22 protein-coding genes and 2 tRNA genes are annotated in these 26,126 nt (G+C 58.1%); 7 read left to right on the forward strand and 17 right to left on the reverse strand.

The features are described 5' to 3' along the window. The first annotated feature begins 9 nt into the window (after positions 1-9). The 4 genes from gatB to I9H09_RS19705 all read left to right on the forward strand — a co-directional run bounded on the left by gatB (position 10) and on the right by I9H09_RS19705 (position 3,526). Positions 10-1,455 (forward strand): Asp-tRNA(Asn)/Glu-tRNA(Gln) amidotransferase subunit GatB, encoded by a 1,446-nt coding sequence (gatB, locus tag I9H09_RS19690; protein ID WP_024668791.1) that lies wholly within the window; start codon positions 10-12, stop codon positions 1,453-1,455. 190 nt (positions 1,456-1,645) lie between these two features. After that, a complete protein-coding gene (locus I9H09_RS19695) occupies positions 1,646-2,014 on the forward strand; it encodes a septal ring lytic transglycosylase RlpA family protein (protein ID WP_005889011.1) in 369 nt (122 codons plus the stop codon). A 64-nt stretch (positions 2,015-2,078) separates the two neighbouring features. Beyond that, a complete protein-coding gene (locus tag I9H09_RS19700) occupies positions 2,079-3,110 on the forward strand; it encodes a calcium/sodium antiporter (protein WP_005889010.1) in 1,032 nt (343 codons plus the stop codon). Between the two features lie 32 nt (positions 3,111-3,142). Then, positions 3,143-3,526 (forward strand): carboxymuconolactone decarboxylase family protein, encoded by a 384-nt coding sequence (locus I9H09_RS19705; RefSeq protein WP_054997873.1) that lies wholly within the window; start codon positions 3,143-3,145, stop codon positions 3,524-3,526. Here the strand turns inward: I9H09_RS19705 and I9H09_RS19710 are convergent. Beyond that, positions 3,513-4,463, reverse strand: coding sequence for an AEC family transporter (locus I9H09_RS19710; RefSeq protein ID WP_005889008.1), 951 nt, complete (start codon positions 4,461-4,463; stop codon positions 3,513-3,515). The two genes, I9H09_RS19705 and I9H09_RS19710, sit on opposite strands and share 14 nt — an antisense overlap. Before the next feature lie 105 nt (positions 4,464-4,568). Next, entirely contained in the window at positions 4,569-6,152 is a 1,584-nt protein-coding gene (locus I9H09_RS19715; RefSeq protein ID WP_236502324.1) for an alkaline phosphatase D family protein, read from the reverse strand. A 163-nt stretch (positions 6,153-6,315) separates the two neighbouring features. Here I9H09_RS19715 and I9H09_RS19720 point away from each other — a divergent pair, with 163 nt between their 5' ends. The 3 genes from I9H09_RS19720 to I9H09_RS19730 all read left to right on the forward strand — a co-directional run bounded on the left by I9H09_RS19720 (position 6,316) and on the right by I9H09_RS19730 (position 10,728). After that, the gene (locus I9H09_RS19720; protein WP_053931508.1) at positions 6,316-7,332 is read left to right on the forward strand and encodes a class I SAM-dependent rRNA methyltransferase; all 1,017 of its coding nucleotides are present in this window, start codon (positions 6,316-6,318) and stop codon (positions 7,330-7,332) included. A 109-nt stretch (positions 7,333-7,441) separates the two neighbouring features. After that, on the forward strand, positions 7,442-10,396 hold the full coding sequence (locus tag I9H09_RS19725; protein WP_183136734.1) for a DUF748 domain-containing protein: 2,955 nt from the start codon (positions 7,442-7,444) through the stop codon (positions 10,394-10,396). A 26-nt stretch (positions 10,397-10,422) separates the two neighbouring features. Continuing rightward, positions 10,423-10,728: a DUF2845 domain-containing protein gene (locus I9H09_RS19730; protein WP_054997871.1), complete on the forward strand. Its 306-nt coding sequence runs from the start codon at positions 10,423-10,425 to the stop codon at positions 10,726-10,728. Between the two features lie 148 nt (positions 10,729-10,876). Here I9H09_RS19730 and I9H09_RS19735 read toward each other — a convergent pair whose 3' ends face one another. The 15 genes from I9H09_RS19735 to ftsH all read right to left on the reverse strand — a co-directional run bounded on the left by I9H09_RS19735 (position 10,877) and on the right by ftsH (position 26,081). Next, a complete protein-coding gene (locus I9H09_RS19735) occupies positions 10,877-11,230 on the reverse strand; it encodes a BON domain-containing protein (RefSeq protein WP_054098144.1) in 354 nt (117 codons plus the stop codon). Between the two features lie 290 nt (positions 11,231-11,520). Next, positions 11,521-13,626 (reverse strand): polyribonucleotide nucleotidyltransferase, encoded by a 2,106-nt coding sequence (gene pnp, locus I9H09_RS19740; RefSeq protein ID WP_024668788.1) that lies wholly within the window; start codon positions 13,624-13,626, stop codon positions 11,521-11,523. A gap of 175 nt (positions 13,627-13,801) precedes the next feature. After that, on the reverse strand, positions 13,802-14,071 hold the full coding sequence (gene rpsO / locus I9H09_RS19745; RefSeq protein WP_002555121.1) for a 30S ribosomal protein S15: 270 nt from the start codon (positions 14,069-14,071) through the stop codon (positions 13,802-13,804). Between the two features lie 158 nt (positions 14,072-14,229). Next, positions 14,230-15,147 carry a tRNA pseudouridine(55) synthase TruB gene (gene truB / locus I9H09_RS19750; protein ID WP_122347294.1) on the reverse strand — a complete coding sequence of 306 codons (918 nt, stop codon included), beginning with the start codon at positions 15,145-15,147 and terminating at the stop codon, positions 14,230-14,232. Between the two features lie 3 nt (positions 15,148-15,150). Then, a complete protein-coding gene (gene rbfA / locus I9H09_RS19755; protein WP_005888997.1) occupies positions 15,151-15,567 on the reverse strand; it encodes a 30S ribosome-binding factor RbfA in 417 nt (138 codons plus the stop codon). A 159-nt stretch (positions 15,568-15,726) separates the two neighbouring features. Continuing rightward, positions 15,727-18,288 carry a translation initiation factor IF-2 gene (infB, locus tag I9H09_RS19760; RefSeq protein WP_236502325.1) on the reverse strand — a complete coding sequence of 854 codons (2,562 nt, stop codon included), beginning with the start codon at positions 18,286-18,288 and terminating at the stop codon, positions 15,727-15,729. Between the two features lie 27 nt (positions 18,289-18,315). Further along, entirely contained in the window at positions 18,316-19,797 is a 1,482-nt protein-coding gene (gene nusA, locus I9H09_RS19765; protein WP_005888993.1) for a transcription termination factor NusA, read from the reverse strand. 59 nt (positions 19,798-19,856) lie between these two features. Continuing rightward, positions 19,857-20,315 carry a ribosome maturation factor RimP gene (gene rimP / locus I9H09_RS19770; protein WP_005888991.1) on the reverse strand — a complete coding sequence of 153 codons (459 nt, stop codon included), beginning with the start codon at positions 20,313-20,315 and terminating at the stop codon, positions 19,857-19,859. A gap of 130 nt (positions 20,316-20,445) precedes the next feature. Next, a tRNA-Met gene (locus I9H09_RS19775) sits at positions 20,446-20,522 on the reverse strand. A 95-nt stretch (positions 20,523-20,617) separates the two neighbouring features. After that, positions 20,618-20,703 (reverse strand) — tRNA-Leu (locus tag I9H09_RS19780). A 46-nt stretch (positions 20,704-20,749) separates the two neighbouring features. Next, the gene (gene secG, locus I9H09_RS19785; RefSeq protein ID WP_024668786.1) at positions 20,750-21,130 is read right to left on the reverse strand and encodes a preprotein translocase subunit SecG; all 381 of its coding nucleotides are present in this window, start codon (positions 21,128-21,130) and stop codon (positions 20,750-20,752) included. A 4-nt stretch (positions 21,131-21,134) separates the two neighbouring features. Further along, positions 21,135-21,890 carry a triose-phosphate isomerase gene (gene tpiA / locus I9H09_RS19790; RefSeq protein ID WP_005888987.1) on the reverse strand — a complete coding sequence of 252 codons (756 nt, stop codon included), beginning with the start codon at positions 21,888-21,890 and terminating at the stop codon, positions 21,135-21,137. Between the two features lie 66 nt (positions 21,891-21,956). Then, on the reverse strand, positions 21,957-23,300 hold the full coding sequence (gene glmM / locus I9H09_RS19795) for a phosphoglucosamine mutase (protein ID WP_005888986.1): 1,344 nt from the start codon (positions 23,298-23,300) through the stop codon (positions 21,957-21,959). Positions 23,301-23,316: 16 nt separating this feature from the next. Then, complete coding sequence (folP, locus tag I9H09_RS19800; RefSeq protein ID WP_122323347.1) at positions 23,317-24,168, reverse strand: dihydropteroate synthase; 852 nt, start codon at positions 24,166-24,168, stop codon at positions 23,317-23,319. Between the two features lie 8 nt (positions 24,169-24,176). Further along, positions 24,177-26,081 (reverse strand): ATP-dependent zinc metalloprotease FtsH, encoded by a 1,905-nt coding sequence (gene ftsH / locus I9H09_RS19805; RefSeq protein ID WP_122323348.1) that lies wholly within the window; start codon positions 26,079-26,081, stop codon positions 24,177-24,179. Between the last annotated feature and the right edge of the window lie 45 nt (positions 26,082-26,126).

Raw genomic sequence — 26,126 nt, forward strand, 5'->3', positions numbered from 1 at the left:
GAGAAACACATGCAATGGGAAGTCGTCATCGGGCTGGAGATTCACACTCAGCTCTCGACCCAATCAAAGATTTTTTCCGGTAGCGCTACCACATTCGGCTCCGAACCCAATACTCAGGCCAGCCTCGTAGACCTCGGCATGCCGGGCGTGTTGCCGGTCCTGAACAAGGAAGCCGTGCGCATGGCCGTCAAGTTCGGCCTGGCAGTTGATGCGGAAATCGGCCAGCACAACGTGTTTGCCCGCAAGAACTACTTCTACCCTGACCTGCCCAAGGGCTATCAGATCAGCCAGATGGAATTGCCGATCGTCGGCAAGGGCCACCTGGACATCACGCTGGAAGACGGCACGGTCAAGCGCGTCGGCATTACCCGCGCGCACCTGGAAGAAGACGCAGGCAAGAGCCTGCACGAAGACTTCCAGGGCATGACCGGCATCGACCTGAACCGTGCTGGCACGCCATTGCTGGAGATCGTTTCCGAGCCGGACATGCGCAGCGCCAAGGAAGCCGTGGCCTACGTCAAGGCGATCCACGCGATTGTCCGCTACCTGGGCATCTGCGACGGCAACATGGCCGAAGGCTCGCTGCGTTGCGACTGCAACGTGTCGATTCGCCCGAAGGGCCAGGTCGAGTTCGGCACGCGCTGCGAGATCAAGAACGTCAACTCGTTCCGCTTCATCGAGAAGGCCATCAACAGCGAGATCCAGCGCCAGATCGACCTGATCGAGGACGGCGGCAAGGTTATCCAGCAGACGCGCCTGTACGACCCGAATACCAACGAAACCCGCGCCATGCGCAGCAAGGAGGAAGCCAACGACTACCGTTACTTCCCCGACCCGGACCTGTTGCCGGTGATCATCGAAGACTCGTTCATCGAAGAAACCCGCGCCACGCTGCCGGAACTGCCACCCCAGAAACGCGAGCGTTTCCAGAGCCAGTTCGGCTTGTCGACCTATGACGCCAGCGTGCTGGCTTCGAGCCGCGAGCAGGCCGACTATTTCGAAAAAGTGGTCAGCATCAGCGGCGACGCCAAACTGGCGGCCAACTGGGTCATGGTCGAACTGGGCAGCCTGTTGAACAAACAGGGGGTCGAAATCGACCAGTCGCCAGTCAGCGCCGAGCAACTGGGCGGCATGCTCAAACGCATCACCGACAACACCATTTCGGGCAAGATCGCCAAAATGGTCTTTGAAGCGATGGCCAATGGTGAAGGTAGCGCCGATGAAGTCATCGAAAAGCGCGGCCTGAAACAGGTGACCGACAGCGGCGCCATCGAATCGATGCTCGATGACGTACTGGCCGCCAATGCGGAACAGGTCGAACAGTACCGCGCGGCTGACGAGGCCAAACGCGGCAAAATGTTCGGCTTCTTCGTCGGCCAGGCCATGAAAGCCTCCAAAGGCAAGGCCAACCCACAGCAGGTCAACGAACTGCTGAAGGCCAAGCTGGAGGGTTGATCGCCTCGTCACTCTAGCGTCTAGCGTCCCCATGCCCTGCCTGGGGACGCCTTTCCGGACGCTCTGCGTCGAGTGTCGAGTACGCGGTGCGACATCGAGTTGTGACGCGGAGCATCACGAAATGCATATCAACGCAGAGCATTGGCACGAGATTCACCTCAATCCCACTGGCACTCAGGATCTCACCCCCATGCGCCGACTTCTTCTTGCCGGCAGCCTGCTGACCTTGCTGGCTGGTTGCGCCAATCACATCATTGACCCTCACGGTTATGACGAGACGGGCACGGCCGCTTATTACGGAGCCCGCCATCACGGCAATCGCACTGCCAGCGGCGAGCCCTTCAATCAAAATGCCCTGACCGCCGCCCATAGGCAGCTGCCGTTCGGGACACGAGTGAAGGTCACCAACCTGAACAACGACAAATCAGTGATTGTGCGCGTCAATGACCGCGGCCCCCACACGCGCGGGCGACTGATCGATGTCTCTCGCGAAGCCGCCGAACAACTGGGTATGCTGCGCAGCGGCACCGCGCCCGTTCGCGTTCAGGCCCTCGATTAAACCCTCAGTCAAGGACACTCCTATTCTCCAGCTATCGGCCCTGCCCGCTCCCGCGCTGATTCAGATGCTCAGCGGTTTGCTGTTGCTGCTGATCGGCGCAGAGCTGTCGGTGCGCTCAGCCGTGCACCTGGCTGCAATTTTCAAGGTCAGGCCCTTGATCATTGGCCTGACCGTCGTGGCAATGGGCACCAGTGCGCCGCAGATGGCTGTCAGCCTGCAAGCCGCCTTCTCGGATAACACAGACATCGCGGTAGGCAGTGTCATCGGTGGCAATATTTTCAATGTGCTGGTCATACTCGGCCTTTGCTCGCTGATCATCCCGCTGCGCGTGGCCCGCCAGGTGGTGCGTGTAGACATCCCGCTGATGATCGGCGCCTGCCTGCTGGCCATCGGCCTTTCGTGGAGTGGCGAATTCAGCAGGTTCGACGGCCTGCTGCTTCTGAGCGGGCTGCTGGCCTGCCTGATAATCATCATCCGTCAAGGCGGGCATGGCCCTCGCCATGGCAACGCCGCCACAGCGGAAAAACCTCGTACCTTCACGCGCATGGCCATGCTTGCCACCGGTTTGCTGATGCTGACTGCCGGCGGCCACTTGCTGGTCGGTGCCTCGGTGGTGATGGCTATTCATCTGGGGCTTTCCGAGCGTATTGTCGGCCTGACAGTGATTGCCATTGGCACTTCGCTGCCTGCGCTGATGACTTCGCTGATAGCGGCGCTGCGCGGCGAACGCGATATTGCAGTGGGCAATGTGATCGGCAGCAACCTGTTCAATCTTCTGGGAGTGTTGGGGCTGACTGCGCTGGTCGCCCCCGTGCCACTGACCATTTCGCCGAACGCGTTGGTGTTCGACCTGCCTGTCATGCTGGGTGTTTCGCTGCTGTGCGTGCCGCTGTTCTATTCCGGCTACCGCATCGACCGTATCGAAGGCCTGCTACTGTTGGCGCTGTACCTGACCTACGGTCTGCATATTCTGGCGATAAGTACCGGCATGGCGCTGGCCAGCCGGCTTGAAGGCGGGATGCTTGCCTTTGTTTTGCCTGTGCTGGGCCTTATCGTTGCCTGGCGCACAGTCAGCGCGTGGCGCCGCCAGCACTGATTTCAACCCGCATCGACCCCAGGAGAAACGCCATGACAGACAAAAAAATCAACGACGGCGAGCAGATCCGCCGCCAGGTAATGGGCGATGTCTACGTCGACCGGGCCTTGGGTAATGCCACCGATTTCAGCCAGCCTTTGCAGGACTTCGTCAATGAACACGCTTGGGGCAGCGTCTGGAACCGTGAAGGTCTGCCGTTGAAGACCCGCAGCCTGATTACCCTGGCCACCCTGACTGCCCTCAAATGCCCGCAAGAGCTGAAGGGCCATGTACGAGGTGCGTTGAACAACGGCTGCACGGTCGAGGAGATTCGCGAAGCATTGCTGCATTGCGCGGTATACGCGGGCGTGCCGGCAGCCATCGACGCGTTTCGTGCAGCGCAGGAAGTGATCGACAGCTACGTCACGTCGGCGTGATCCAGCCACCCCACTGCAGGATGAAAATTCCGACATTGGTGGTCACCGCGGCAGCCAGCGTGGTGATCACGATGATCGCCGCAGCCAGTTCATAGTTGCCGTTGGCAGTGCGCGCCATGATGTAGCTGGCTGCGGCGGTCGGGCTGCCGAAGTAGAGAAACAGAATTCCCAGCTCAGTCCCGCGAAAACCTGCCAGCCAGGCTGCCAGCGTGCAAAGCACCGGCAATGTGACCATCTTCATGACACTCGCGCTGATGGCCAGCTTGCCGCTTTTGCGCAACGACGCCAGCGACAGGGTGCCACCGATGCAGATCAGCGCCAGAGGTAACGTCATCTGTGCCAGATAGCTGCCGGAAGTCTCCAGCCAGGTAGGCAGACCGATGCTGAAGTAGGCGAAGGGGGAGGCAATGAGCACGCTGATGATCAGCGGGTTGGCCAGCACACTTTTGAAGATGCTCCAGGGGTCAGACTTGATCACCGGGCTGTATACAGCCAGCACTACCGTCGACAGCGTATTGTAAAACACGATAACGAGCGCCGCGAGAATCGCCCCCAGAGAAATCCCGGGCGGGCCATACATACTGGCTGCCAGCGCCAGACCAATCACACCATTATTGCCGCGGAACGCGCCCTGGACGTAGATCCCCCGCTCGGCGTACGGGCAGCGCCAGATCGCCCAGCCCCAGGCGAACGCGAAACTGAGCAGCGTCGCGATGCTGAAAAAAATCAGCAGCCGGGGTTGCAACGCGGTGCGCAAATCAGCGTGGATGATGCCCAGAAACAGCAATGCAGGCATGGTGACGTTGAACACCAGCCCGGAAGCGGCGACGATGAAACCGTCGTTGATCGCGCCGATGCGCCTGAGGAACACACCCAGGAACAGCATGGCAAACACCGGGGCGGTGATGTTCAGGGTTTCGAGAAAGATAGCCAGCATGCAACGCATCCGGTCTCGTCGTTAGGTAGCTCATGATAGGCCACCGGCGACAAGCATGTTGCAAGGAATTTCCGAAAAACCTGCCCGCCCCGCTACAGCTGTCTGTCAGACGATTCGGCCGACTTCCACCGTCGGCTGCAATTTGCGCTCAAACACCGACACACCATCAAGATCACGCAGCGCGACGGACATCTCGCCGGTTTGCCCATCGATATTCACTTCACCAAAGAACTGGTAACCCGCGAAAGGTGAAGTGTTCTGTGCAGGCGGCGCCTTCTGGAACACCAGCTCAGGGCCAAACGTATTGTCCAGCACGTTGGGGCCGTAGCTGCCCGCATTCAGTGGCCCGGCCACGAATTCCCAGAACGGGTCAAAGTCCTGAAACACGGCTCGATCCGGCTGATAATGATGCGCCGCGCAGTAGTGGACATCGGCGGTCAGCCAGACACAATCGCGAACCTTCTGCGCGCGCAGGTACGCCAACAGCTCGGCAACCTCCAGCTCCCGGCCGAGCGCCGGGCCATCATTGCCGTTGGCAATGGCCTCCCAACGCGGGACACCGGGGCTCACCTCGCCATCCGGCACGCCCAGACCGATAGGCATGTCAGCGGCAATGACTTTCCATTGCGCACGCGACGCGCTGAGTTCGCGCTTGAGCCAGTCGAGTTGCTCACGACCAAGAAAAGCGGTGGTCGGGCCAGGCTTGTCGGCCAGGTTGGCGTCATTGCCGTCGCGGTAGCTGCGCATGTCGAGGACGAACACATCGAGCATCGGGCCATAGGGGATCTTGCGGTAGATGCGCCCGCCCTTGTCCGCCTCTTGCAGGCGCAAAGGCGCGTATTCCAGATACGCCTGACGGGCACGCGAGGACAGCGACTGAATATCCTTGACCTTGTAACGATCATCCAGCTGTTTGCTGGGCGACCAGTTGTTGGTGACTTCGTGGTCGTCCCACTGCCAGATCTGCGGCACTTCGGCATTGAAGCGGCGCATGTTTTCATCCATCAGGTTGTAGCGGTAATTGCCCCGGTATTCGTCAAGGGTCTCCGCCACCTTGCTTTTTGCCTCGGTGGTAATGTTGCGCCAGATGCGGCCCCCTTCGGTAGTGAGCTGCTCCGGCACCGGACTGTCGGCGTAGATGGTGTCGCCGCTGTGGATAAAAAAATCGGGCAAGCGCAAACGCATCGCTTCGTAGATACGCATGCCGCCAATGTCGGGATTGATGCCAAAGCCCTGCCCGACCGTGTCACCACTCCAGACGAAACGAATGTCACGACGCTGTTGCGGCATGCTGCGCAGATGGCCGAACCATGGTTCGCTGACCACACCGCTCTGTGCATCTTCAAACGAAACGCGGTAGAAAATCGCCTGATCGACCGGCAGTCCGCTCAATTCGACGCGCGCGGTGAAATCGGTGCGCTGATCAGCGAGCGCCGACACCACCCGACGAGGCTGGGTAAACATACTGCGCGTGTCCCACTCAACGACCATGCGCGAAGGCCGATCGCTGCGGCTCCAGACGATTGCCTTGTCGCCGAATACGTCACCGGACTGAACACCGTCAGCCATCTTTGGCCGGTCCTGGACGGATGCGATAACTGCCGGCGCAACGCCCGGCAGCATCAAACCCGCCCCGACGGCCCCGACTGCCTGAATGACACGGCGACGCTTGAGATCGAACTGGCTCACGGTTATCCCCTCACTGACAGGCAAAAAAGCAACTTAGCAGGACAATGTTGGCACTGTGTGACAGCCCCTCCCAGGCTTCCAGACTCTAGAACAGACGGCAAAAACCTCTGGCGACCGGTAACTGGTAAACTCCCGCGCCTAATTCCAGCCCGAGGCGCTCAGCATGTCTTCCTTGAATCAGGCGCTCGGCGTCGCCCTCGACAATCGCCAACCATTGCTTGGCGAACTGCACAGGCAGGGTACGGATTGCTATCGACTGTTTCACGGCAGCCAGGAAGGCGCCAGCGGGCTGACCATCGACCGTTACGGCCCGCAGTTGCTGGTGCAGAGTTTCCACACCCGCCTGGATCGCGAGGCATTGCTCGCCTTGCATGCGCAGGTCAATGCTTACCTGGGGCTGGAAACCCTGCTGGTCTATAACGATCGCTCGCAAGGCAACTCGCGTGTGGACCGTCAAGACACGGTCTACAAGGCTGAAGATGCGGCGCTGGCCGACCATGTCGGGCACGAATGGGGGCTCAATTACCGGGTCCGTGGACGACATGCCGGCCAGGACCCGCTGCTGTTTCTCGACCTGCGCAATACACGTGGCTGGGTGAAGCAGCACAGTGCGGGCAAGCGTGTCCTGAACCTGTTCGCTTACACCTGCGGCGTAGGTCTGAGTGCTGCGGCCGGTGGCGCCAGCGAGGTGTGCAACCTGGATTTCGCCGAAGGCAACCTCGCGGTGGGCCGCGAGAATGGTGCGCTGAACCCCCATCTGCCAACGATGCAGTTCATTCAGTCGGATTATTTCCCGGCGATTCGCCAGTTGGCCGGGCTGCCCATCGCAGCGCGGCGCAGCCAGCAGTTGCCCAGCTACGTAAAGCTGCAACAGCGCCAATATGATCTGGTCCTGCTCGACCCGCCTGCCTGGGCCAAGAGTGCTTTCGGCACCGTTGACCTGCTGCGCGATTATCAAAGCCTGCTAAAACCTGCCCTGCTGACCACAGCAGACGACGGCGTGCTGATCTGCTGCAACAATCTGGCAAAGGTCAGCATGCAAGACTGGCGTGAGCAGGTATTACGCTGCGCAACCAAGGCTGGGCGCCCGGTGCGCGACTGTCAGGAAATGCGCCCCGCCGAGGACTTCCCTTCTCTGGATAATCAGCCCCCGCTGAAAACGCTGATTCTGCAACTTTGATCCGTATTTAATACCGGAAAACTCCTACAAGCCGTGACGGCAGTGCCTTGGGAACCGAACAGGCATGCCATACTCCAAGGGCTTCCAAAAGAGAGAGACGCCGCTGCCCATGTCCAGAGGATTGAAATACACACTTGGCTCCGTGCTGGCTGTGCTTGCGCTCTACAGCTTGCTGGGGTTTTTCATCCTTCCCGGCGTTGCTCTGCGTGTTGCGAATCAGCAACTGGCCAATTACTCGACCGTACCGGCCAGGCTGGAGCGGCTTGAATTCAATCCCTACACGCTCGAATTGACCCTGTGGGGCATGAACATCGGGACGCCGGGCAAGGAGCAGGTTGCGTTTGAAAAGCTCTACGCTAATCTACAAATCGACAGCCTGTGGACACGGGCCCTGCATCTGCAACGTGTCGAGCTGATCAAACCGAAGACCGAGCTGCTGTTCGACAAGCAAGGCAAGCTCAACCTGGCTCAGCTGTTCAAACTGCCAGCCAGCGAACCTAAGCAGGATGAGCCACCCGCCAAGCCGTTCCCGCTGCGCATCGACGAAATAAAACTGGCCGATGGCTACGTTCACTTTCAGGATCTGCGCCCCGGCCAGCCCATCGAGTTTCTCTACGACGCACTCAATTTCGAACTCAAGAACCTCAGCACGCTGCCCGAAGACAATGCCGACATGACACTGGTCGCGGCAGGGCCGGATGGCGGACAGATTGACTGGGTAGGCCGTATCAGCCTGATACCGATCACGTCCGAGGGCACGCTTAAAGTCACCGACGGGAAGATGAAACTGTGGTGGCCCTATGTGCGTGATGCCTTGCCTCTGGCACTTGAGGATGGCGTGCTCAATTTCAGCACCGCTTACAAGCTCGATCTGACCAAGGAAACCCGCTTCCAGTTGACCAACCTGTCAGCCAGCGTCGCGCCCTTTGCGTTGAACACGCCTGACGGGCGACCTCTGGTGCGCCTGCAACGCCTGGACGTCAGCGAAACATCGGTCGACCTGGCAAAGCAACTGGTCAACGTAGGCAAGATCCGCAGCCAAAAGCTGGAAACCTGGGCCGCGCGCGAGGCGGACGGGCAGCTGGACTGGCAAAAATTGTTCGCCAGCCAGCCGGGCAAGCCGGCCCCGCCGCAAAAGCCGGCAGTGGACGAAAAGGCAGCTCAGCCAGCGTCAGCCAGCAGCGCTCAAGCGTCGACGCCGAGCAAGCCATGGCAGGTGCTGTTGCGTGACGTACAGCTGCGCAACTACACGGTCCACCTTGCGGATCGCGTGCCCAAGGAACCTGTTGCGCTGGATGTCGGCCCGCTTAATGTGGATATCCAGAACTTCGACAGCCTGAATAAATCACCCTTTACCCTCAAGCTCGACACCGGGCTGGGTAAACAAGGCACTCTCAGCGCAAGCGGCGACGTAAATCTCAACCCGGTGAGTGCGCGTCTGAACGTGACGACCCGAGACATAGACTTGCGAGTGGCTCAGGCCTATATCAGCCCGTTCATTCTTCTGGAATTGCGCAGCGGCATGCTGGGCAGTGACCTGGCAGTCAATCTGAAGAGTACCGAACCGCTTGCATTCAGCGTGACCGGCAAGGCGCAGGTCAACCAGCTCCATACGCTCGATACCCTCAAACAGCGCGACTTTCTCAAATGGCAACAGCTGGAGCTTGAAGGGCTGGATTACCAGCACGGCACCGGGCTTTCGATCGCCAGGGTGAACATGAGCCAGCCTTACGCGCGCTTCATGATCAATGAGGACCGCACCACCAATATCGATGACCTGCTGATCCCGCAACCGGACGACAAGACTGCAGCGCAACCGAAAACAGCCAAGTCGCCGCCCAGGAAGAACAAGGAAAACCCGCTGGCGATCTATGTCGGTGAAGTGAACATCAAGGATGGCTCGGCCAACTTTGCCGACATGACCCTGACACCTAACTTCGCGACCGCCGTGCAACAACTCAACGGTCGCATAGGCACCATAGACAACCGCAAGGCCACGCCTGCCCCGGTAAACATCGAAGGCAAGGTCGACCGTTATGCACCAGTGACCATCAAAGGCAGCGTCAACCCGTTTGACCCGATGGCCAGCCTGGATATCACCACCAGCTTCAAGCGTGTCGAACTGACCAACCTGACGCCCTATTCCGGCAAGTTCGCAGGGTTCAGGATTCGCAAGGGTCGGTTGAACCTCGACCTGCACTACCTGATCACCAACGGCCAGCTCAAGGCCCAGAACAAGGTATTGATCGAGCAGTTGCAATTGGGCGAACGGGTCGACAGCCCGGATGCACTTGATCTGCCTATTCGCCTGGCCGTCGCCTTGCTCAAGGACACCAAGGGTCGAATTTCGCTTGAGTTGCCGATCGAAGGGGACCTCAACAATCCTCAGTTCAGCGTGATGCCGATTGTCTGGCAAACCCTGCGCAACCTCGTGCTGCGCGCCGCGCAAGCCCCGTTCAAGATGCTCGCCGGACTGGTTGCCGGCGGAAGCTCCGAGGACCTCGGTAGCGTCAGCTTCGCGCCAGGCTCGAGTGACTTGTCGGCAGAAGCGCAAAAGGCCTTGGACAAGCTCTCTGGCGCCCTCAAGGAACGTCCGGACCTCAAGCTTGAGATCGAAGGCACCAGCGCCGCCAGCAGCGACGGTCCGTTGATTGCCCAGCAGAGGCTCGAACGCGAATATCAATACACGTATTACAAGATTCTTCAGCGCCGCGGCGACAAGGTTCCGGCCAAAGCTGGCCTTATAGAGGTTCCAGACGTTGAGAAAGCACCGATGCTGGAAGGCATCTACCGGACTCGCCTGAAACAGCAGCCGCCTGCCGAATGGGCCAGCCTGAGCAAGGACCAGCGTGCCGGCCAGATGCGTGCAGCCGTACTCAAGTTCTGGAGCAGTAACGAAGTATTGCTGCGTGAGCTGGGCCAGAACCGGGCCAGCAGCATCAAGGACTACCTGGTGGACAAGGGCAAACTGGAAGACGCGCGGGTCTACTTTGTGGACGCGCGACTCGGTCAGGCCCAACCGGATGGTAAAGTCATCAGCCCGCTCCACCTGGACAGTGAGTAAATCCGTTGCCACACATGCGAATCAAAATGCTGATCAACCTGTCACTGACCCTGGCAGCAGGATCAGTCGCCTTGCCGAGCCTCGCATCGACCTTGCGTTGCGGCAACCAGCTGATCAGTACCGGGGACAGGACGTTCGAGGTTCAGCAGAAGTGCGGCGCGCCGGCCAGTCAGGAGGTTACCGGCACCCAGGAAACATTCAGCGCCGACTATCGCCGGGCAGAGACCGTCAAAATCGAGGAGTGGATCTACGGTCCAGACAACGGGATGTATCAGTACCTGCACTTCGAAGGCGGACGTCTGGTCCGGATAGACAGCAGGCGCGGTCGCTGATCGCCACAAGCACCTGTCTGTAAAACGGCTGCCCACAATAGAACAGGCCCCAACTCTTCAGTCGGGGCCTGTAATGGCAACATCCTTGTTGCCTCGCATGAACTTTCCATCAATCAATGACTGCGGGTGTTCATGAGGCAGTATTCGATTACTCGGCTTTCAGGCCAGCAGCCGATACGTCTTTAACACCTTTGATTTTCTTGGTGATGGCGACGGCGGTGTTTTTCTGGGCTTCAGTAACTTTTACCATGGAGGACAGGGAAACCACGCCTTTGTTGGTCTCAACCTTGATGTCCGAACCAGGAATGCCTTTTTCAGTCAGCAGGTCAGCTTTGACTTTGGTGGTGATCCAGGTGTCAGAAGTATCTTCTTTGACTTCTTGAGTAGTGGTATTGGCTGCCAGAACCATTGGCGCTTGAGCCGAGGTCTGTGCGAAAGCAGCGTTAACCATGGTCAGAGTCAGGGCAGTTGCGGTAGCGGCAGCGATAGCAAACTTCTTCATACGATAACTCCTGTTTTTCTCAAAAACTGCGCCAGGTGAGTGGCTGCAGGGTTACTGGTTATATCGCAAGCGCTGTGCCAGATACGAGCTCGACGAAAAATCCATATAAATCATATAGTTATATTTTTAGTTAGTTTGCGTAATCGTGCAGATTGCCCGTTAACCAGCTTTAATCCTTGCAAGATGCATGTTTCAAAGATGGCTTTTTGCGCGACGGCGCTGTAACCCCCTAATTGCGCACATAAAAAAAGGACTCCGAAGAGTCCTTTTTCACAAGCGGCTTAAATCAATCAGACGCCCGACGCTTTCGCTGCGGCTACGTCTTTGATCGACAGCTTGATACGGCCGCGGTTATCCACGTCCAGTACCAGTACTTCGACTTCTTCACCCTCTTTCAGGATGTCGGTCACTTTCTCTACGCGAGCGTCGCTCAACATGGAGATGTGAACCAGACCGTCCTTGCCAGGCAGAATGTTGACGAATGCGCCGAAGTCGACGATGCGCTCAACCTTGCCGAGGTAGATCTTGCCGATCTCTGCTTCTGCGGTGATACCCAGAACGCGCTGACGTGCAGCCTCAGCCGCTTCCTTGGATTCGCCGAAGATCTTGATCGAGCCGTCGTCTTCGATGTCGATCGAAGCCTTGGTCTCTTCACAGATTGCACGGATGGTTGCGCCACCCTTACCGATCACGTCACGGATCTTGTCGGTGTCGATTTTCATCGCGATCATGGTCGGAGCATTGGCCGACAGCTCGTTACGCGACTGACCGATGATCTGGTTCATCTGACCGAGGATATTCAGGCGAGCTTCCAGGGCCTGGCCCAGAGCGATCTCCATGATTTCTTCGGTGATGCCCTTGATCTTGATGTCCATCTGCAGCGCGGTAACACCTTTGGAGGTACCGGCTACCTTGAAGTCCATGTCGCCCAAGTGATCTTCGTCACCCAGGATGTCGGTCAGAATGGCGAACTTCTCGCCTTCCTTGACCAGGCCCATGGCGATACCGGCAACCGGCGCTTTCATCGGAACACCAGCGTCCATCAGTGCCAGGGATGCACCGCAGACCGAAGCCATGGAGCTGGAACCGTTGGACTCGGTGATTTCCGACACAACACGGATGGTGTACGGGAACACATCAGCGCCCGGCAGCATGGCCTGTACGCTGCGACGAGCCAGACGACCGTGACCGATCTCGCGACGGCCAGCACCGCCCATGCGACCACACTCGCCCACCGAGAACGGAGGGAAGTTGTAGTGCAGCATGAAGGGGTCTTTTTTCTCGCCTTCAAGGGTGTCGAGCAACTGTGCGTCACGGGCAGTACCCAAAGTGGCAACAACCAGCGCCTGAGTTTCGCCGCGGGTGAACAGTGCCGAACCGTGAGTCTTGGGCAGAACGCCGACTTCGATGTTCAGAGGACGTACGGTGCGGGTGTCACGGCCGTCGATACGCGGCTTGCCGTTGACGATGTTTTCGCGAACGGTGCGGTATTCGATTTCACCGAAAGCCGCTTTGACTTCGCTGGCAGACGGGCTGCCTTCTTCAACAGCCAGCTTGGCAACGACCTGATCTTTCAGCTCGCCCAGGCGCGCATAGCGGTCGGCCTTGACGGTGATGGTGTAAGCCTGGGAGATCGCGTCGCCAAACTCGGCACGGATAGCGCCCAGCAGTGCGGTCGCTTCAGGCTTAGGCTGCCAGTCCCATGTAGGCTTGGCGGCTTCGGCAGCCAGTTCCTTGATGGCGTTGATGACCACCTGGAACTCGTCGTGGGCGAACAGCACAGCGCCCAGCATCTGGTCTTCGGTCAGCTCTTTGGCTTCCGATTCAACCATCAGAACGGCTTCGGAAGTACCGGCCACAACCATGTCCAGGCTCGAAGCCTGCAACTGCTCGTAGGTCGGGTTCAACAGGTAGCCGGTGCTTTCGTGGAAAGCAACGCGCGCAGCACCGACCGGACCGTCGAACGGAATACCGGAGATGGCCAGAGCAGCAGACGTACCGATCATCGCAGCGATGTCCGGATCGATTTTCTTGCTGGTGGAGACGACAGTGCAGACAACCTGCACTTCGTTCATGAAGCCTTCTGGAAACAGCGGACGGATCGGACGGTCGATCAGACGCGAGGTCAGGGTTTCTTTCTCGGAAGGACGGCCTTCACGCTTGAAGAAACCGCCGGGAATCTTGCCGGCAGCGTAGGTTTTTTCCTGGTAGTGCACGGACAGAGGGAAGAAGCCTTTGCCAGCGTCAGCATGTTTGGCGCCGACCACAGTCACAAGTACGCTGACGTCGTCGTCAACGGTGACCAATACTGCGCCAGAGGCTTGACGGGCGATACGGCCTGTCTCGAGGGTTACGGTCGATTGACCGAACTGAAACTTTTTGATTACCGGGTTCACGGTTTCCTACCTTTCTTTGTGGCTCTTGGGGAACTGGTTTCTTGCGAATTCTTGGGCAGCGTGGGGAATCGGCCCCTTCCACAGCCCAGATAAAACTTGAGGCTGGGAGCCTGCCATCACCCCCGGGCAAGCCCGATGGATCATGACAGACAACCAACCTCTAGCAACGTCGTTATTAGCGACGCAGACCCAGACGACCGATCAGGGCGCTGTAACGGCTAACGTCCTTACCTTTCAGGTAATCCAGCAGCTTGCGACGCTGGTTTACCATACGGATCAGGCCACGACGCGAGTGGTGGTCCTTACCGTTGGCCTTGAAGTGGCCTTGCAGTTTGTTGATGTTGGCGGTCAGCAGTGCAACCTGCACTTCTGGCGAACCTGTATCACCAACAGCTTGCTGGTAGTCGGTTACGATCTGAGCTTTTTCTTCAACGCTGAGTGCCATGTGGGCAATCCTTATTTCAGGGAAGCGCTTCCGGAGAAACGTTTCCAACAGGCCGGGGACAAAACCCCGTATTAAAAAATGAGATATGACCGTGCCTGTTGACAGCCATCCTCGTCCCACCCCACTCGCAGGCTAGCCTGCCAATGGACTGGTTTCGGTCACTCTGACCGAATCAATCGACGCGGCGCAATGCGCCCGTCTTCGCTAACTTCACCGATACCGATGAAGCGACCTTCGTGATCCTGCACACGTACCATGCCGAATTGCGGCGCGTCCGGGGCGCGTACTGGCTGACCATGCAGCCAGTAAAACGTACTGTGCTCGGAAAACTTCAGCAGCGGCCAGTCCAGCAAGCCACTGTCCGAAGGCATCAAAAAGCGGTCTACCGCTTCATTGCCGCCGTCGGCATGCACTTGCTCCAGCTCTTCCAGTGTAACTGTTTGTGCCAGCGAGAAAGGCCCGGCCTGGGTACGGCGCAGCTCTGCGACGTAAGCACCACAACCAAGCTTCTCACCAATATCCTCGACCAGCGTACGGATATAGGTGCCTTTACTGCAGTCCACCGAAAAACGGGCTGTCTCGCCTTCGCAATCAAGTAATTCCAGGCGCGCAATAGTAACAGAACGAGGCTCGCGCTCCACTACTTCCCCTGCACGCGCCAGCTTGTAAAGTGGCTGCCCGTCACGCTTGAGGGCTGAGTACATGGGAGGTATCTGGCTGATTTGCCCGCGAAAATGCGGAAGAACCGCTTCAATATCGTCGCGACCAACGGTCACCGGACGGGTCAGCAAAACCTCACCCTCGGCGTCGGCCGTGTTAGTGGTCTTGCCGAGTTGCGCCAGGGTCTCGTAGGACTTGTCCGAATCGAGCAAGTACTGAGAGAACTTGGTGGCCTCGCCAAAGCATAACGGCAGGACGCCGGTTGCCAGAGGATCAAGACTGCCCGTGTGCCCGGCTTTCTCGGCATTGAGCAGCCAGCGGACCTTCTGCAGTGCGGCGTTGGAAGTGAAGCCCAGCGGCTTGTCGAGCAGGATGATCCCGCTGACATTGCGACGTATACGCTTGACCTGAGCCACCGCTTATTCCCCGGTACTTTCAGGTTTTGCGTCTGGCGAAGCAGGGCCTTCCTGATGCTGGCCGTCTTCTGCCACTGCGCGCTCGATCAGGGCCGAGAGGTGCGCACCACGTACGACGCTTTCGTCATAGTGGAAATGCAGTTGAGGCACGCTGCGCAACTTCATTTCACGGGCCAGCTGCATGCGCAGGAAACCTGCTGCAGAGTTGAGCACCTTGATGGTCTGCGCGATATCTTCGGCATTGTCCTGTCCCATGACAGTCATGAAAATCTTTGCATGACCGACATCACGGCTGACGTCTACGGCGGTGATAGTGACCAGACCCACACGTGGGTCCTTGATTTCGCGACGAATCAGCTGCGCCAGTTCGCGCTGCATCTGATCACCGATACGTTGGGTACGGCTGTATTCTTTTGCCATGTTTGTTACCTGTTACTGATCCGGGACCAAACCCTGACCGTCTGAAAGCGGCAAACGCCCGGCCTGACAATTGTCAGACCGGGCGTTGCGTTTAGAGCCCACGCAGGAAACAGGGCATTTGCATGCGACGCTTCCAACGTGGCTCCCGAGGCTCGCGATTTAGAGGCTGCGAGCCACTTGGACCTTCTCGAAGACTTCGATCTTGTCACCGACCTTGACGTCGTTGTAGCTCTTGACGCCGATACCGCATTCCATGCCGGCGCGTACTTCGGCAGCGTCGTCCTTGAAGCGGCGCAGGGATTCCAGCTCGCCTTCGAAGATAACGATGTCTTCACGCAGTACACGGATCGGACGGTTACGGTAGACAGTGCCTTCCAGAACCATACAACCTGCGATCGCGCCGAATTTCGGCGAACGGAACACATCGCGGACTTCGGCGATGCCCAGGATGTTCTCCCGAACGTCGCTGCCAAGCATACCGGTAAGGGCTTTCTTGACGTCTTCGATGATGTCGTAGATCACGTTGTAGTAACGCATATCCAGACCTTCCTGCTCGACGATCTTGCGGGCGCCAGCATCGGCACGCACGTTGAAGCCGAACAGTACAGCGTTGGAGGCCAGTGCCAGGTTGGCGTCGCTCTCGGTGATACCACCGACACCGCCACCGACCACGCGCACTTGCACTTCGTCGTTACCCAGGCCGTTCAAGGCGCCGTTCAACGCTTCGAGGGAACCACGTACGTCAGATTTGAGGACGATATTAAGCGTCTTCTTCTCTGCCTGGCCCATGTTCTCGAAGATGTTTTCCAGCTTGCCGGCATGAGCGCGAGCCAATTTGACCTCGCGGAACTTGCCTTGACGGAACAGCGCGACTTCACGGGCTTTCTTCTCGTCAGCCAGTACCGACATCTCGTCGCCAGCATCCGGAGTACCGTCAAGACCCAGGATTTCGACCGGAATCGAAGGACCTGCTTCTTTGACCGGCTTGCCATTCTCATCAAGCATGGCGCGAATGCGACCGAAGTTCGAACCGACCAGAACCATGTCGCCCTGACGCAGCGTACCGTCCTGAACCAGAACAGTAGCGACCGGGCCACGGCCCTTGTCGAGACGGGACTCGACAACAACACCACGGCCAGGAGCCGAAGGAGTCGCCTTGAGTTCCAGAACTTCAGCTTGAAGCAGAACAGCTTCCAGCAGTTCGTCGACACCAGTACCCATTTTCGCGGAGACCGAAACGAAAGGCGTATCACCGCCCCACTCTTCGGAGGTCACGCCATGGACTGACAACTCGCTGCGAATGCGATCGAGGTCGGCACCCGGCTTGTCGATCTTGTTCACAGCAACGACCAGCGGCACACCAGCAGCAACAGCATGCTGGACGGCTTCGATGGTCTGCGGCATCACGCCGTCATCGGCAGCAACCACCAGGATGACGATGTCGGTAGCCTTGGCACCACGAGCACGCATGGCGGTAAACGCGGCGTGACCAGGGGTGTCGAGGAAAGTAACCATGCCGCGTTCGGTTTCAACGTGGTAGGCACCGATATGCTGAGTGATACCACCGGCTTCGCCAGCAGCTACCTTGGCGCGACGGATGTAGTCGAGCAGCGAGGTCTTGCCGTGGTCGACGTGGCCCATTACGGTCACAACCGGCGCACGAGAGAACGACTCGCCTTCGAACTTCAGCGATTCAGCCAGGGAATCTTCCAGGGCGTTGTCGCTGACCAGCGTGACCTTGTGGCCCAGCTCTTCGGCGATCAACTGGGCAGTTTCCTGATCCAGTACCTGGTTGATGGTCACCGGGGTGCCCATCTTGAACATGAACTTGATGACTTCAGCAGCCTTGACCGACATCTGTGCCGACAACTCGCCGACAGTGATGGTCTCGCCAATGGCAACGTCACGAATAACAGGGCCGGTAGGACTCTGGAAACCGTGCGCGTTACGCTTCTTCAGTTTGCCTTTGCCGCGACCACCACGACGGAAGCTGTCGCTTTCTTCGTCGGTGGTACGAGGAGCAACGCGAGGGGCCGGAGCCTTCTCTTTTACCGAAGCGCGATGCGGCGCGTTTTTACGCTCGCCGTCGCCGCCACGGGCATTGCGGTCATCAGCACGAGGCTTGTCAGGGCGACGCTGTTCGTCACGCTTGCGAGCGTCGGCTGAAGGTGCGGCATTGGCAGGTGCCGGAGCAGCGGCCACCGGTGCTTCACGCACTGGATCGGCAGCAGCGACAGGCTGAGCAGGTGCCGAAGCAGCCTGTTCGGTAGTCTGGGCACCAGCAGGCTGGCTACGCGCATCTTCTTCAGCGCGGCGCTTGGCTTCTTCTTCAGCGCGGCGCTTGGCTTCTTCTTCAGCCTTTTGACGAGCGGCATTTTCTACCGCACGGCGTTCGTCCATCTCGCGCTTGCGCTCGGCTTCGATCTCTTCCGGGCTACGCTGCACGAATACTTTTTTCTTGCGCACTTCAACGCTGATGCTCTTGCTGCCAGCAACGCGCAGGGTGCTGGTGGTCTTGCGCTGCAAGGTAATCTTGCGAGGCTCTTCCACCTTGGCCTTGTGACCACTTTTCAAGTGCGTCAACAAAGCCTGTTTTTCGTTATCGGTCACAACTTGCTCGGCGGCGGTGTGTGGCAGACCTGCCTCACGCATCTGCTGTAACAGGCGCTCTACCGGTGTGTCGACCACTTTGGCCAGTTCTTTCACCGTGACTTGCGTCATGCACTTCTCTCCTCAGGCCGCGCCTACTTACTCGAACCAATGGGCTCGGGCGGCCATGATCAACTTGCCGGCACGATCATCGTCAATGCCGTCGATGTCGAGCAGATCGTCTATAGACTGCTCGGCCAGGTCTTCGCGGGTAATTACGCCGCGCACCGCCAGTTCCATCGCCAAATCCTTGTCCATACCCTCAAGCGAGAGCAGGTCTTCGGCCGGATGGGCGTCTGCCAGCTTTTCCTCTGTAGCGATGGCTTTAGTCAACAAACGATCCTTGGCACGAGCGCGAAGCTCGTTGACGATGTCTTCGTCAAAGCCGTCGATGTTGAGCATTTCTTCCAACGGTACGTAGGCAATCTCTTCCAGGCTGGTAAAGCCTTCATCAACCAGAACCTGTGCCAGTTCTTCATCGACTTCGAGCTCTTCGATGAAATTGCGCAGGATGTCACCGGTTTCAGCTTGCTGCTTGGCCTGGATGTCCGATTCGGTCATTACGTTCAGGGTCCAGCCGGTCAACTGACTGGCCAGACGCACGTTCTGACCGCCACGACCAATAGCCTGGGCCAGGTTGTCCGCCCCCACTGCGATGTCCATTGCATGCGCATCTTCATCTACGATGATTGCCGCTACTTCTGCAGGGGACATTGCATTGATCACGAACTGCGCAGGGTTATCGTCCCAAAGCACGATATCCACACGTTCGCCACCCAGCTCGCCGGAAACAGCCTGAACTCGCGAACCGCGCATGCCGATACAGGCGCCTTGCGGATCGATTCGTTTATCCTTGGAGCGAACAGCGATTTTTGCACGCGAACCCGGGTCACGGGAGGCAGCCATCACCTCGATGAGACCTTCGGCAATTTCCGGTACTTCAATGCGGAAAAGCTCGATCAGCATCTCTGGCGCAGTACGCGACAGGATCAGCTGAGGGCCACGGTTTTCAGTGCGAATTTCCTTGAGCAGAGCACGGACGCGAACACCGACCCGGAAAGTCTCCCGGGAAATGATGTCTTCACGCGCCAGCAATGCTTCGGCATTGTTACCAAGATCAACGATGACATTGTCACGCGTGACCTTCTTAACAGTACCAGAAATGATTTCACCCAGACGCTCGCGGTAGGCATCTACTACCTGCGCACGCTCGGCCTCACGAACTTTCTGCACAATGACTTGCTTGGCAGTCTGAGCCGCGATACGACCGAATTCGATGGAATCAATCTTTTCTTCGATCAGCTCGCCAGCAACAGCACCCGGCCTTTTAGCCTGGGCCTGATCAACGGCCAGCTCGTAAGCCGGATCGTCCAGGTCTTCGTCCTCGACAACTGTCCAGCGACGGAAAGTCTCGTAGTTACCCGTTTGGCGGTTGATCTCTACACGGAGCTCAACTTCATCTTCAAAACGTTTTTTGGTAGCGGTGGCCAGAGCCAGCTCCAGCGCTTCAAAAATCACACTTGCCGGAACGCCCTTTTCATTGGACACCGACTCAACAACCAGCAGTACTTCTTTGCTCATCGTACGCCTCGCCTTTCGCAAGCCATTGGATCCGCGGGATCCGCAATAACCGGCACGTCTCAGTCAAACGTGGGAATAATGTTGGCCTTGTCGATCAAGTCGATCGGCAACAGGAATTCATGGTCTTCAACCTGCACCACGACATCCTGCTCCTCCACCCCGCGGAGAAGGCCTTGAAAGTTGCGCCGACCTTCGAAAGGCGAGCGCAGCTTTATTTTCACTTGTTCCCCGGCGTACGAAGCAAACTGCTCAATAGTGAACAGCGGGCGCTCCATGCCAGGAGAAGACACTTCGAGGGTGTATTCGGTGCTGATTGGATCTTCTACGTCCAACACACCGCTGATCTGGCGACTGACGATTGCGCAGTCGTCCACCAGAACACCACCTTCCTTGTCGATATAAATGCGCAGCACCGAATGCTTGCCCTGGGAACTGAAATCGATCCCCCAGCATTGATAGCCAAGGGCCACGACCACCGGGGCCAACAAGTCCTGCAACTGTTCCAGCTTGCTCGACACCTGAACCCCCTCGTGCATGCTTTAAAAATAAAAAAATGGGCAAAAGCCCATCCCTGAAAACGCCGCTGAACATCGACGTCATGTACTGTCCAGCTAACAAAAAGCCCCTTAAAAGGGGCTCCGCTAAAACTGGTTGCGGGGGCTGGATTTGAACCAACGACCTTCGGGTTATGAGCCCGACGAGCTACCAAACTGCTCCACCCCGCGACAAAGCTGGGGCGGAAGTATACGACCGATCCATTGCTGGGTCAATCCAACATCCACCTACAAGAAAGCCCGCTAATGCGGGCTTCCTTGTTAATTGGTACCGAGAAGGGGACTCGAACCCCTACACCCATTGGGCACAACCACCTCAAGGTTGCGTGTCTACCAATTCCACCACCTCGGCATTACAACTCTTTGGCGATCTCGCAAAAACATCGCCGAATTCTTTTTTACTTTTGCTCGGAAGCTGGAGGTACGTCAGCAGGAACAACTGCTGGCTTTTGCGCTTCGAGCACCGGAACATCATCTGCCGCCGGCTTTTGCTTCACTTCCAGTACTGCCGGGTCTGGCAAACCTGCTTGAGTCAGCTGATGAGCTTTCTCTTTAGCAAAGTAACCTAACCCCAAGCTGGTTATGAAAAAACATGCCGCAAGTATAGCAGTAAACTTACTGAGAAAGGTAGCAGTTCCTTGCCCACCGAAGACGGTATTTGATGCACCGGCTCCGAAAGACGCACCGGCGTCCGCACCTTTACCCTGCTGCAGCAATACGAGAGCAACAACGCCCAGAGCGCCCAACAGGTGAAAAACAATTACGACTGTTTCCAGCATTTTTTCAGTTTCCCGCGGCGCGACAGATCGCACCGAACTCATCTGCATTCAGGGAGGCGCCACCAATGAGCCCCCCATCGATATCCGGCATACTGAAAAGCTCGACCGCATTGGCCGCCTTCACGCTGCCGCCATAGAGAAGCCGCACACCTTGTGCGACTTCGGCATTCTCTTTTGCCAGTTGCGCACGAATTGAAGCGTGCACGTCCTGCGCCTGTTGAGGCGAAGCGGTCAATCCGGTGCCAATGGCCCAGACCGGCTCGTAGGCGATGACTGAATTGATCAGCGCCTTGATGCCAAACTCGGCAATTACGCTGTCAAGCTGACGCCCGACAACTTCAAGCGTCCGACCTGCCTCGCGCTCTTCCAGCGTCTCACCTATGCAAAGCACAGGGGTCAGACCGCTTGCCTGAATGGCTGCAAACTTCTTGTTGAGCACATCATCCTGTTCGCCAATCAACTGACGACGCTCGGAGTGCCCGACGAGTACCAGTCTGCAACCGGAATCAGCCAGCTGGCTCGAAGCAACTTCACCCGTCAATGCGCCCTGCTCGGCCTTGATGGCTGCATCTTGCGCACCAACGATGATGGAGGTCTTCTGCAGCCCCTCGACCACTTGATGAATGAACAGACTCGCAGGCATTACGGCAATATCAACGTTGCCTGGCAACACCTGCGTGCCCAGCCCCTCGATCAGCTCAGCGACGCTGGCGCGGGTACCGTGCATTTTCCAGTTACCAGCTACCATTGGGCGACGCATGCTACACCTCGTGGGTCAAAGTGGGCGCAGATGTTACCCAACACTTCCGACACTGGCAAGCCGAAATCAGGCGCAAACTTCAGCAACCAGTTTTGCAAGCTCTTCGGCGTACGCCCTGACCTGCGCCTCGTCCTCACCTTCGACCATTACACGCACAAGCGGCTCGGTGCCCGACTTGCGCAACAAGACCCTGCCACGCCCCGCCATCTGCTCTGTAACGCGCGCACAGGCCTCCTGCACAGACGGATGAGTAACCGGGTCGACACTTGAGCCCTCGAACCGCACGTTGATCAGGATCTGCGGGCATTTACGCAACTTGAGCCGCGCCTCGGCCAGGCTGATGCCACTGCGACGCAGCGCCAGTATCACTTGTAACGAGGCGATAATCGCATCGCCGGTCGTGGCATGCTGGAAACAGACGATGTGGCCGGAGTTTTCTCCGCCGATCTGCCAGTTGCGCTCGAGAAGCTCGGCGATGACGTAACGGTCACCGACGTTCGCGCGCACGAACGGAATATTCTGCTCGGCAAGGGCCAGCTCAAGCCCCAGGTTGCTCATCAGCGTACCGACGACACCACCCTGCAAGCGGCCACGTTCATGCAGGTCACGAGCAATGATGTAGAGCAGTTCATCGCCATCGACGATGGTCCCGGTATGATCGACCATCAGCACGCGATCGCCGTCACCATCGAAGCCGATGCCCATGTCGGCATGCTCCGCAACCACGGCAGCCTGCAGCGCCTCCATGTGGGTAGAACCGCAATCCTTGTTGATATTGAGCCCGTCAGGCTGCGCAGAAAGCACCACGACCTGAGCACCCAGCTCACGAAAAACGTTCGGGGCAACCTTGTAGGTAGCGCCATGCGCGCAATCGATCACAATCTTGAGACCGGCGAAATCGGTGCTGGTCGGCACGCTGCTCTTGCAGAACTCGATGTACCGCCCTGCGGCGTCGTTGATCCGCGAGACCTTGCCGAGGTTTTCGGACTCGGCCACGGTCATCGGCGCATCAAGCAACTCTTCGATCATCATTTCGATTTCATCCGGCAGTTTGGTGCCCTGCCCGGAGAAAAACTTGATGCCGTTGTCGTAATGCGGGTTGTGCGATGCGCTGATGACAATGCCCGCTTCGGCGTGAAAAGTGCGTGTCAGGTAGGCGATGGCAGGTGTCGGCATCGGCCCCAGCAGCAGCACGTCGGCACCTGCCGCAGAAAGTCCGGCCTCAAGCGCGGACTCGAACATGTAACCGGAAATACGCGTGTCTTTGCCAACCAGAATCCGGCAGGTGCCCATTTTGCGGAAAGCCATGCCTGCAGCCCAGCCCAGCTTGAGCATGAACTCGGGTGTGATCGGGAACTGCCCTACCCGACCACGAATGCCGTCGGTTCCGAAATATTTTCTGGTACTCATGGATGCCCCACTGTTGTTATTCAGCTGCTTCGACAGCTGCGATCATGCGCACCACGTCAGCCGTTTCGGCGACATCGTGCACACGTAGAATTTTTGCTCCTTTGGTCACAGCCAAAGCAGCGAGGGCCAGCCCTCCCGACAGACGCTGGTCTACCGGACGCCCCAATACGGCGCCAATCATACTCTTGCGCGATACACCGACCAACAAAGGCTGACCCAGAACGTGCAGCGCCTCCATCTGCCTGAACAGGCTGAGGTTGTGTTCAAGCGTCTTGGCAAAACCAAAACCCGGATCAAGAATGATCTGATGCAGATGAATACCTGCAGCAACGCAATGATTCATGCGCTCGAGCAGGAACGCACTGACCTCACCCACCAGGTCCTGATAATGCGGATCGTCCTGCATGGTGCCGGGCTCGCCCAGCATATGCATCAGGCAGACCGGCAAACCCGTGCTTGCAGCAGCCTCAAGCGCGCCTGGACGCTGCAGGGAGCGTACGTCGTTGATAAGGCCTGCGCCCAGACGCGCCGCCTCCAGCATGACCTGAGGCGTGGACGTATCGACTGAGATAATCACGTCAAGCTCACGCGCGATGATCTCGACAACCGGCGCCACGCGCTCTACCTCCTCGGCGGGAGATACCGGTCGTGCACCAGGGCGCGTGGACTCTCCACCGACGTCGATCAGAGTGGCACCTGCCAGGACCATTGCTTGCGCATGCCGCAGCGCAGCATCCAGCGTGCCATAACGGCCGCCATCGGAGAAGGAGTCTGGAGTTGCGTTGAGAATGCCCATCACGTGCGTATGAGCCAAATCAAGAACCCGGTTGCCGCAAGGCAACCGGGTCGGGTACAGCGCAGATGTCATGTCAGACCTTAATGCTCGGCAGCCGGACCGCCGATCGGAGTCTCAGGGCGTGGGTCCGGTGTAATCGGCGTACCATTGGTACCCGAGCCACCGCCCCAGTCACGCGGCTCGCGCGGTATACGACCAGTCATGATGTCGTCGATCTGATCGGCATCGATGGTTTCATACTTCATCAACGCGTCGGCCATCGCTTCGAGCTTGTCGCGATTGTCGGTAAGCAACTGCTTCGCAGTACCGTAGCAGTGGTCGATGATGCTTCGTACTTCCGAATCGATCAGCTTGGCGGTATCACCGGAAACGCTGGAGTTCTGACTGCCGCCACGCCCCAAGTAACCTGCATCTTCATCTTCGGAATACATCAGCGGGCCGAGCTTTTCGGAAAGGCCCCACTTGGTGACCATATTCCGGGCAATCTGGCTGGCACGCATGATGTCGTTAGAGGCGCCCGTCGTGACGCCGTCAAAGCCCAGTGTCATTTCCTCTGCGATACGGCCGCCGTACAGCGAGCAGATCTGGCTGATCAGCGCGCGCTTGGACAGGCTGTAACGATCTTCTTCAGGCAGAAACATGGTCACACCCAGCGCTCGACCGCGCGGGATGATCGAAACCTTGTAGACCGGATCATGCTCAGGCACCAGACGTCCTACGATGGCGTGACCCGCCTCGTGGTAAGCCGTGTTGCGCTTCTCTTTATCGGACATGACCATCGATTTGCGCTCGGCGCCCATCATGATTTTGTCTTTGGCCAGTTCGAACTCTTTCATCTCGACGACACGCTTGCCGGAGCGCGCAGCAAACAACGACGCTTCGTTGACCAGGTTGGCCAGATCGGCACCGGAGAAACCCGGAGTACCGCGAGCGATAACGCCTGGATTGACGTCTTCGCCCATAGGCACTTTGCGCATGTGAACTTTGAGAATCTGTTCACGACCGCGAATATCCGGCAGCCCGACTACAACCTGACGGTCGAAACGGCCTGGACGCAGCAACGCAGGGTCCAGCACGTCGGGACGGTTGGTCGCTGCGATAACGATGATGCCGTCGTTCATCTCGAAGCCGTCCATCTCCACCAGCAATTGGTTGAGAGTCTGTTCGCGCTCGTCGTGACCGCCACCCATACCAGCGCCACGATGACGGCCGACCGCATCGATTTCGTCGATGAAGATGATGCACGGAGCGTGCTTCTTGGCTTGCTCGAACATGTCGCGAACGCGGCTTGCACCGACACCCACGAACATTTCGACGAAGTCGGAACCGGAAATGGTGAAGAAAGGCACTTTCGCTTCGCCGGCAATAGCCTTGGCGATCAGCGTCTTGCCGGTACCCGGAGGACCGACCATCAGCACGCCGCGAGGGATTCGGCCGCCGAGACGCTGGAACTTGCCCGGATCGCGAAGAAACTCGACCAACTCGCCAACTTCTTCCTTGGCTTCGTCACAACCCGCAACGTCAGCCAGGGTCGTCTTGACCTGATCTTCGGACAGCAGACGCGCCTTGCTCTTGCCAAAGCTCATCGGGCCGCCTTTGCCACCTGCCCCGCCCTGCATCTGGCGCATGAAGAACATGAACACCGCGATGATGACCAGTATCGGGAAGCTGGCTACCAGCAACTGGGTCCAGATGCTTTGCTGCTCGGGCTGCTTGCCTTCGATCACGACATTGTTGCTGACCAGATCGCCAATCAGACCGTTGTCCGGGATGTTCGGGCGGATGGTCTTGAAGGTATCACCGTCACTGCGTTTGCCCGTGATGACGTAGCCGTCTACAGAAACCTTCTCGACCTTGCCATCCTTGACCTGCTGGATGAACTCGGAATAGTTGAGGTTCTGCGGCTCGTTCGGGCTGGAGAAGTTGTTCATCACCGTCACCAGGACAGCCGCGATGATCAACCACAGGATCAAATTCTTTGCCATATCGTTCAATTAGCTACCCTCTGAAGCAAGCTCCACGCAGCAAGC

Source organism: Pseudomonas tremae, from assembly GCF_023278125.1.
Lineage (GTDB): Bacteria > Pseudomonadota > Gammaproteobacteria > Pseudomonadales > Pseudomonadaceae > Aquipseudomonas > Aquipseudomonas tremae.

Bases quoted from the DNA above. Each gene is read 5' to 3' on its own strand.
- I9H09_RS19730 (WP_054997871.1), top strand. From the start codon at position 10,423: ATGCTGATCAACCTGTCACTGACCCTGGCAGCAGGATCAGTCGCCTTG.
- folP (WP_122323347.1), bottom strand. From the start codon at position 24,168: ATGACATCTGCGCTGTACCCGACCCGGTTGCCTTGCGGCAACCGGGTT.
- rbfA (WP_005888997.1), bottom strand. From the start codon at position 15,567: ATGGCAAAAGAATACAGCCGTACCCAACGTATCGGTGATCAGATGCAG.
- tpiA (WP_005888987.1), bottom strand. From the start codon at position 21,890: ATGCGTCGCCCAATGGTAGCTGGTAACTGGAAAATGCACGGTACCCGC.
- I9H09_RS19735 (WP_054098144.1), bottom strand. From the start codon at position 11,230: ATGAAGAAGTTTGCTATCGCTGCCGCTACCGCAACTGCCCTGACTCTG.
- gatB (WP_024668791.1), top strand. From the start codon at position 10: ATGCAATGGGAAGTCGTCATCGGGCTGGAGATTCACACTCAGCTCTCG.
- infB (WP_236502325.1), bottom strand. From the start codon at position 18,288: ATGACGCAAGTCACGGTGAAAGAACTGGCCAAAGTGGTCGACACACCG.
- glmM (WP_005888986.1), bottom strand. From the start codon at position 23,300: ATGAGTACCAGAAAATATTTCGGAACCGACGGCATTCGTGGTCGGGTA.
- rpsO (WP_002555121.1), bottom strand. From the start codon at position 14,071: ATGGCACTCAGCGTTGAAGAAAAAGCTCAGATCGTAACCGACTACCAG.
- I9H09_RS19705 (WP_054997873.1), top strand. From the start codon at position 3,143: ATGACAGACAAAAAAATCAACGACGGCGAGCAGATCCGCCGCCAGGTA.
- secG (WP_024668786.1), bottom strand. From the start codon at position 21,130: ATGCTGGAAACAGTCGTAATTGTTTTTCACCTGTTGGGCGCTCTGGGC.
- I9H09_RS19725 (WP_183136734.1), top strand. From the start codon at position 7,442: ATGTCCAGAGGATTGAAATACACACTTGGCTCCGTGCTGGCTGTGCTT.
- I9H09_RS19720 (WP_053931508.1), top strand. From the start codon at position 6,316: ATGTCTTCCTTGAATCAGGCGCTCGGCGTCGCCCTCGACAATCGCCAA.
- I9H09_RS19695 (WP_005889011.1), top strand. From the start codon at position 1,646: ATGCGCCGACTTCTTCTTGCCGGCAGCCTGCTGACCTTGCTGGCTGGT.
- I9H09_RS19700 (WP_005889010.1), top strand. From the start codon at position 2,079: ATGCTCAGCGGTTTGCTGTTGCTGCTGATCGGCGCAGAGCTGTCGGTG.
- nusA (WP_005888993.1), bottom strand. From the start codon at position 19,797: ATGAGCAAAGAAGTACTGCTGGTTGTTGAGTCGGTGTCCAATGAAAAG.
- I9H09_RS19710 (WP_005889008.1), bottom strand. From the start codon at position 4,463: ATGCTGGCTATCTTTCTCGAAACCCTGAACATCACCGCCCCGGTGTTT.
- ftsH (WP_122323348.1), bottom strand. From the start codon at position 26,081: ATGGCAAAGAATTTGATCCTGTGGTTGATCATCGCGGCTGTCCTGGTG.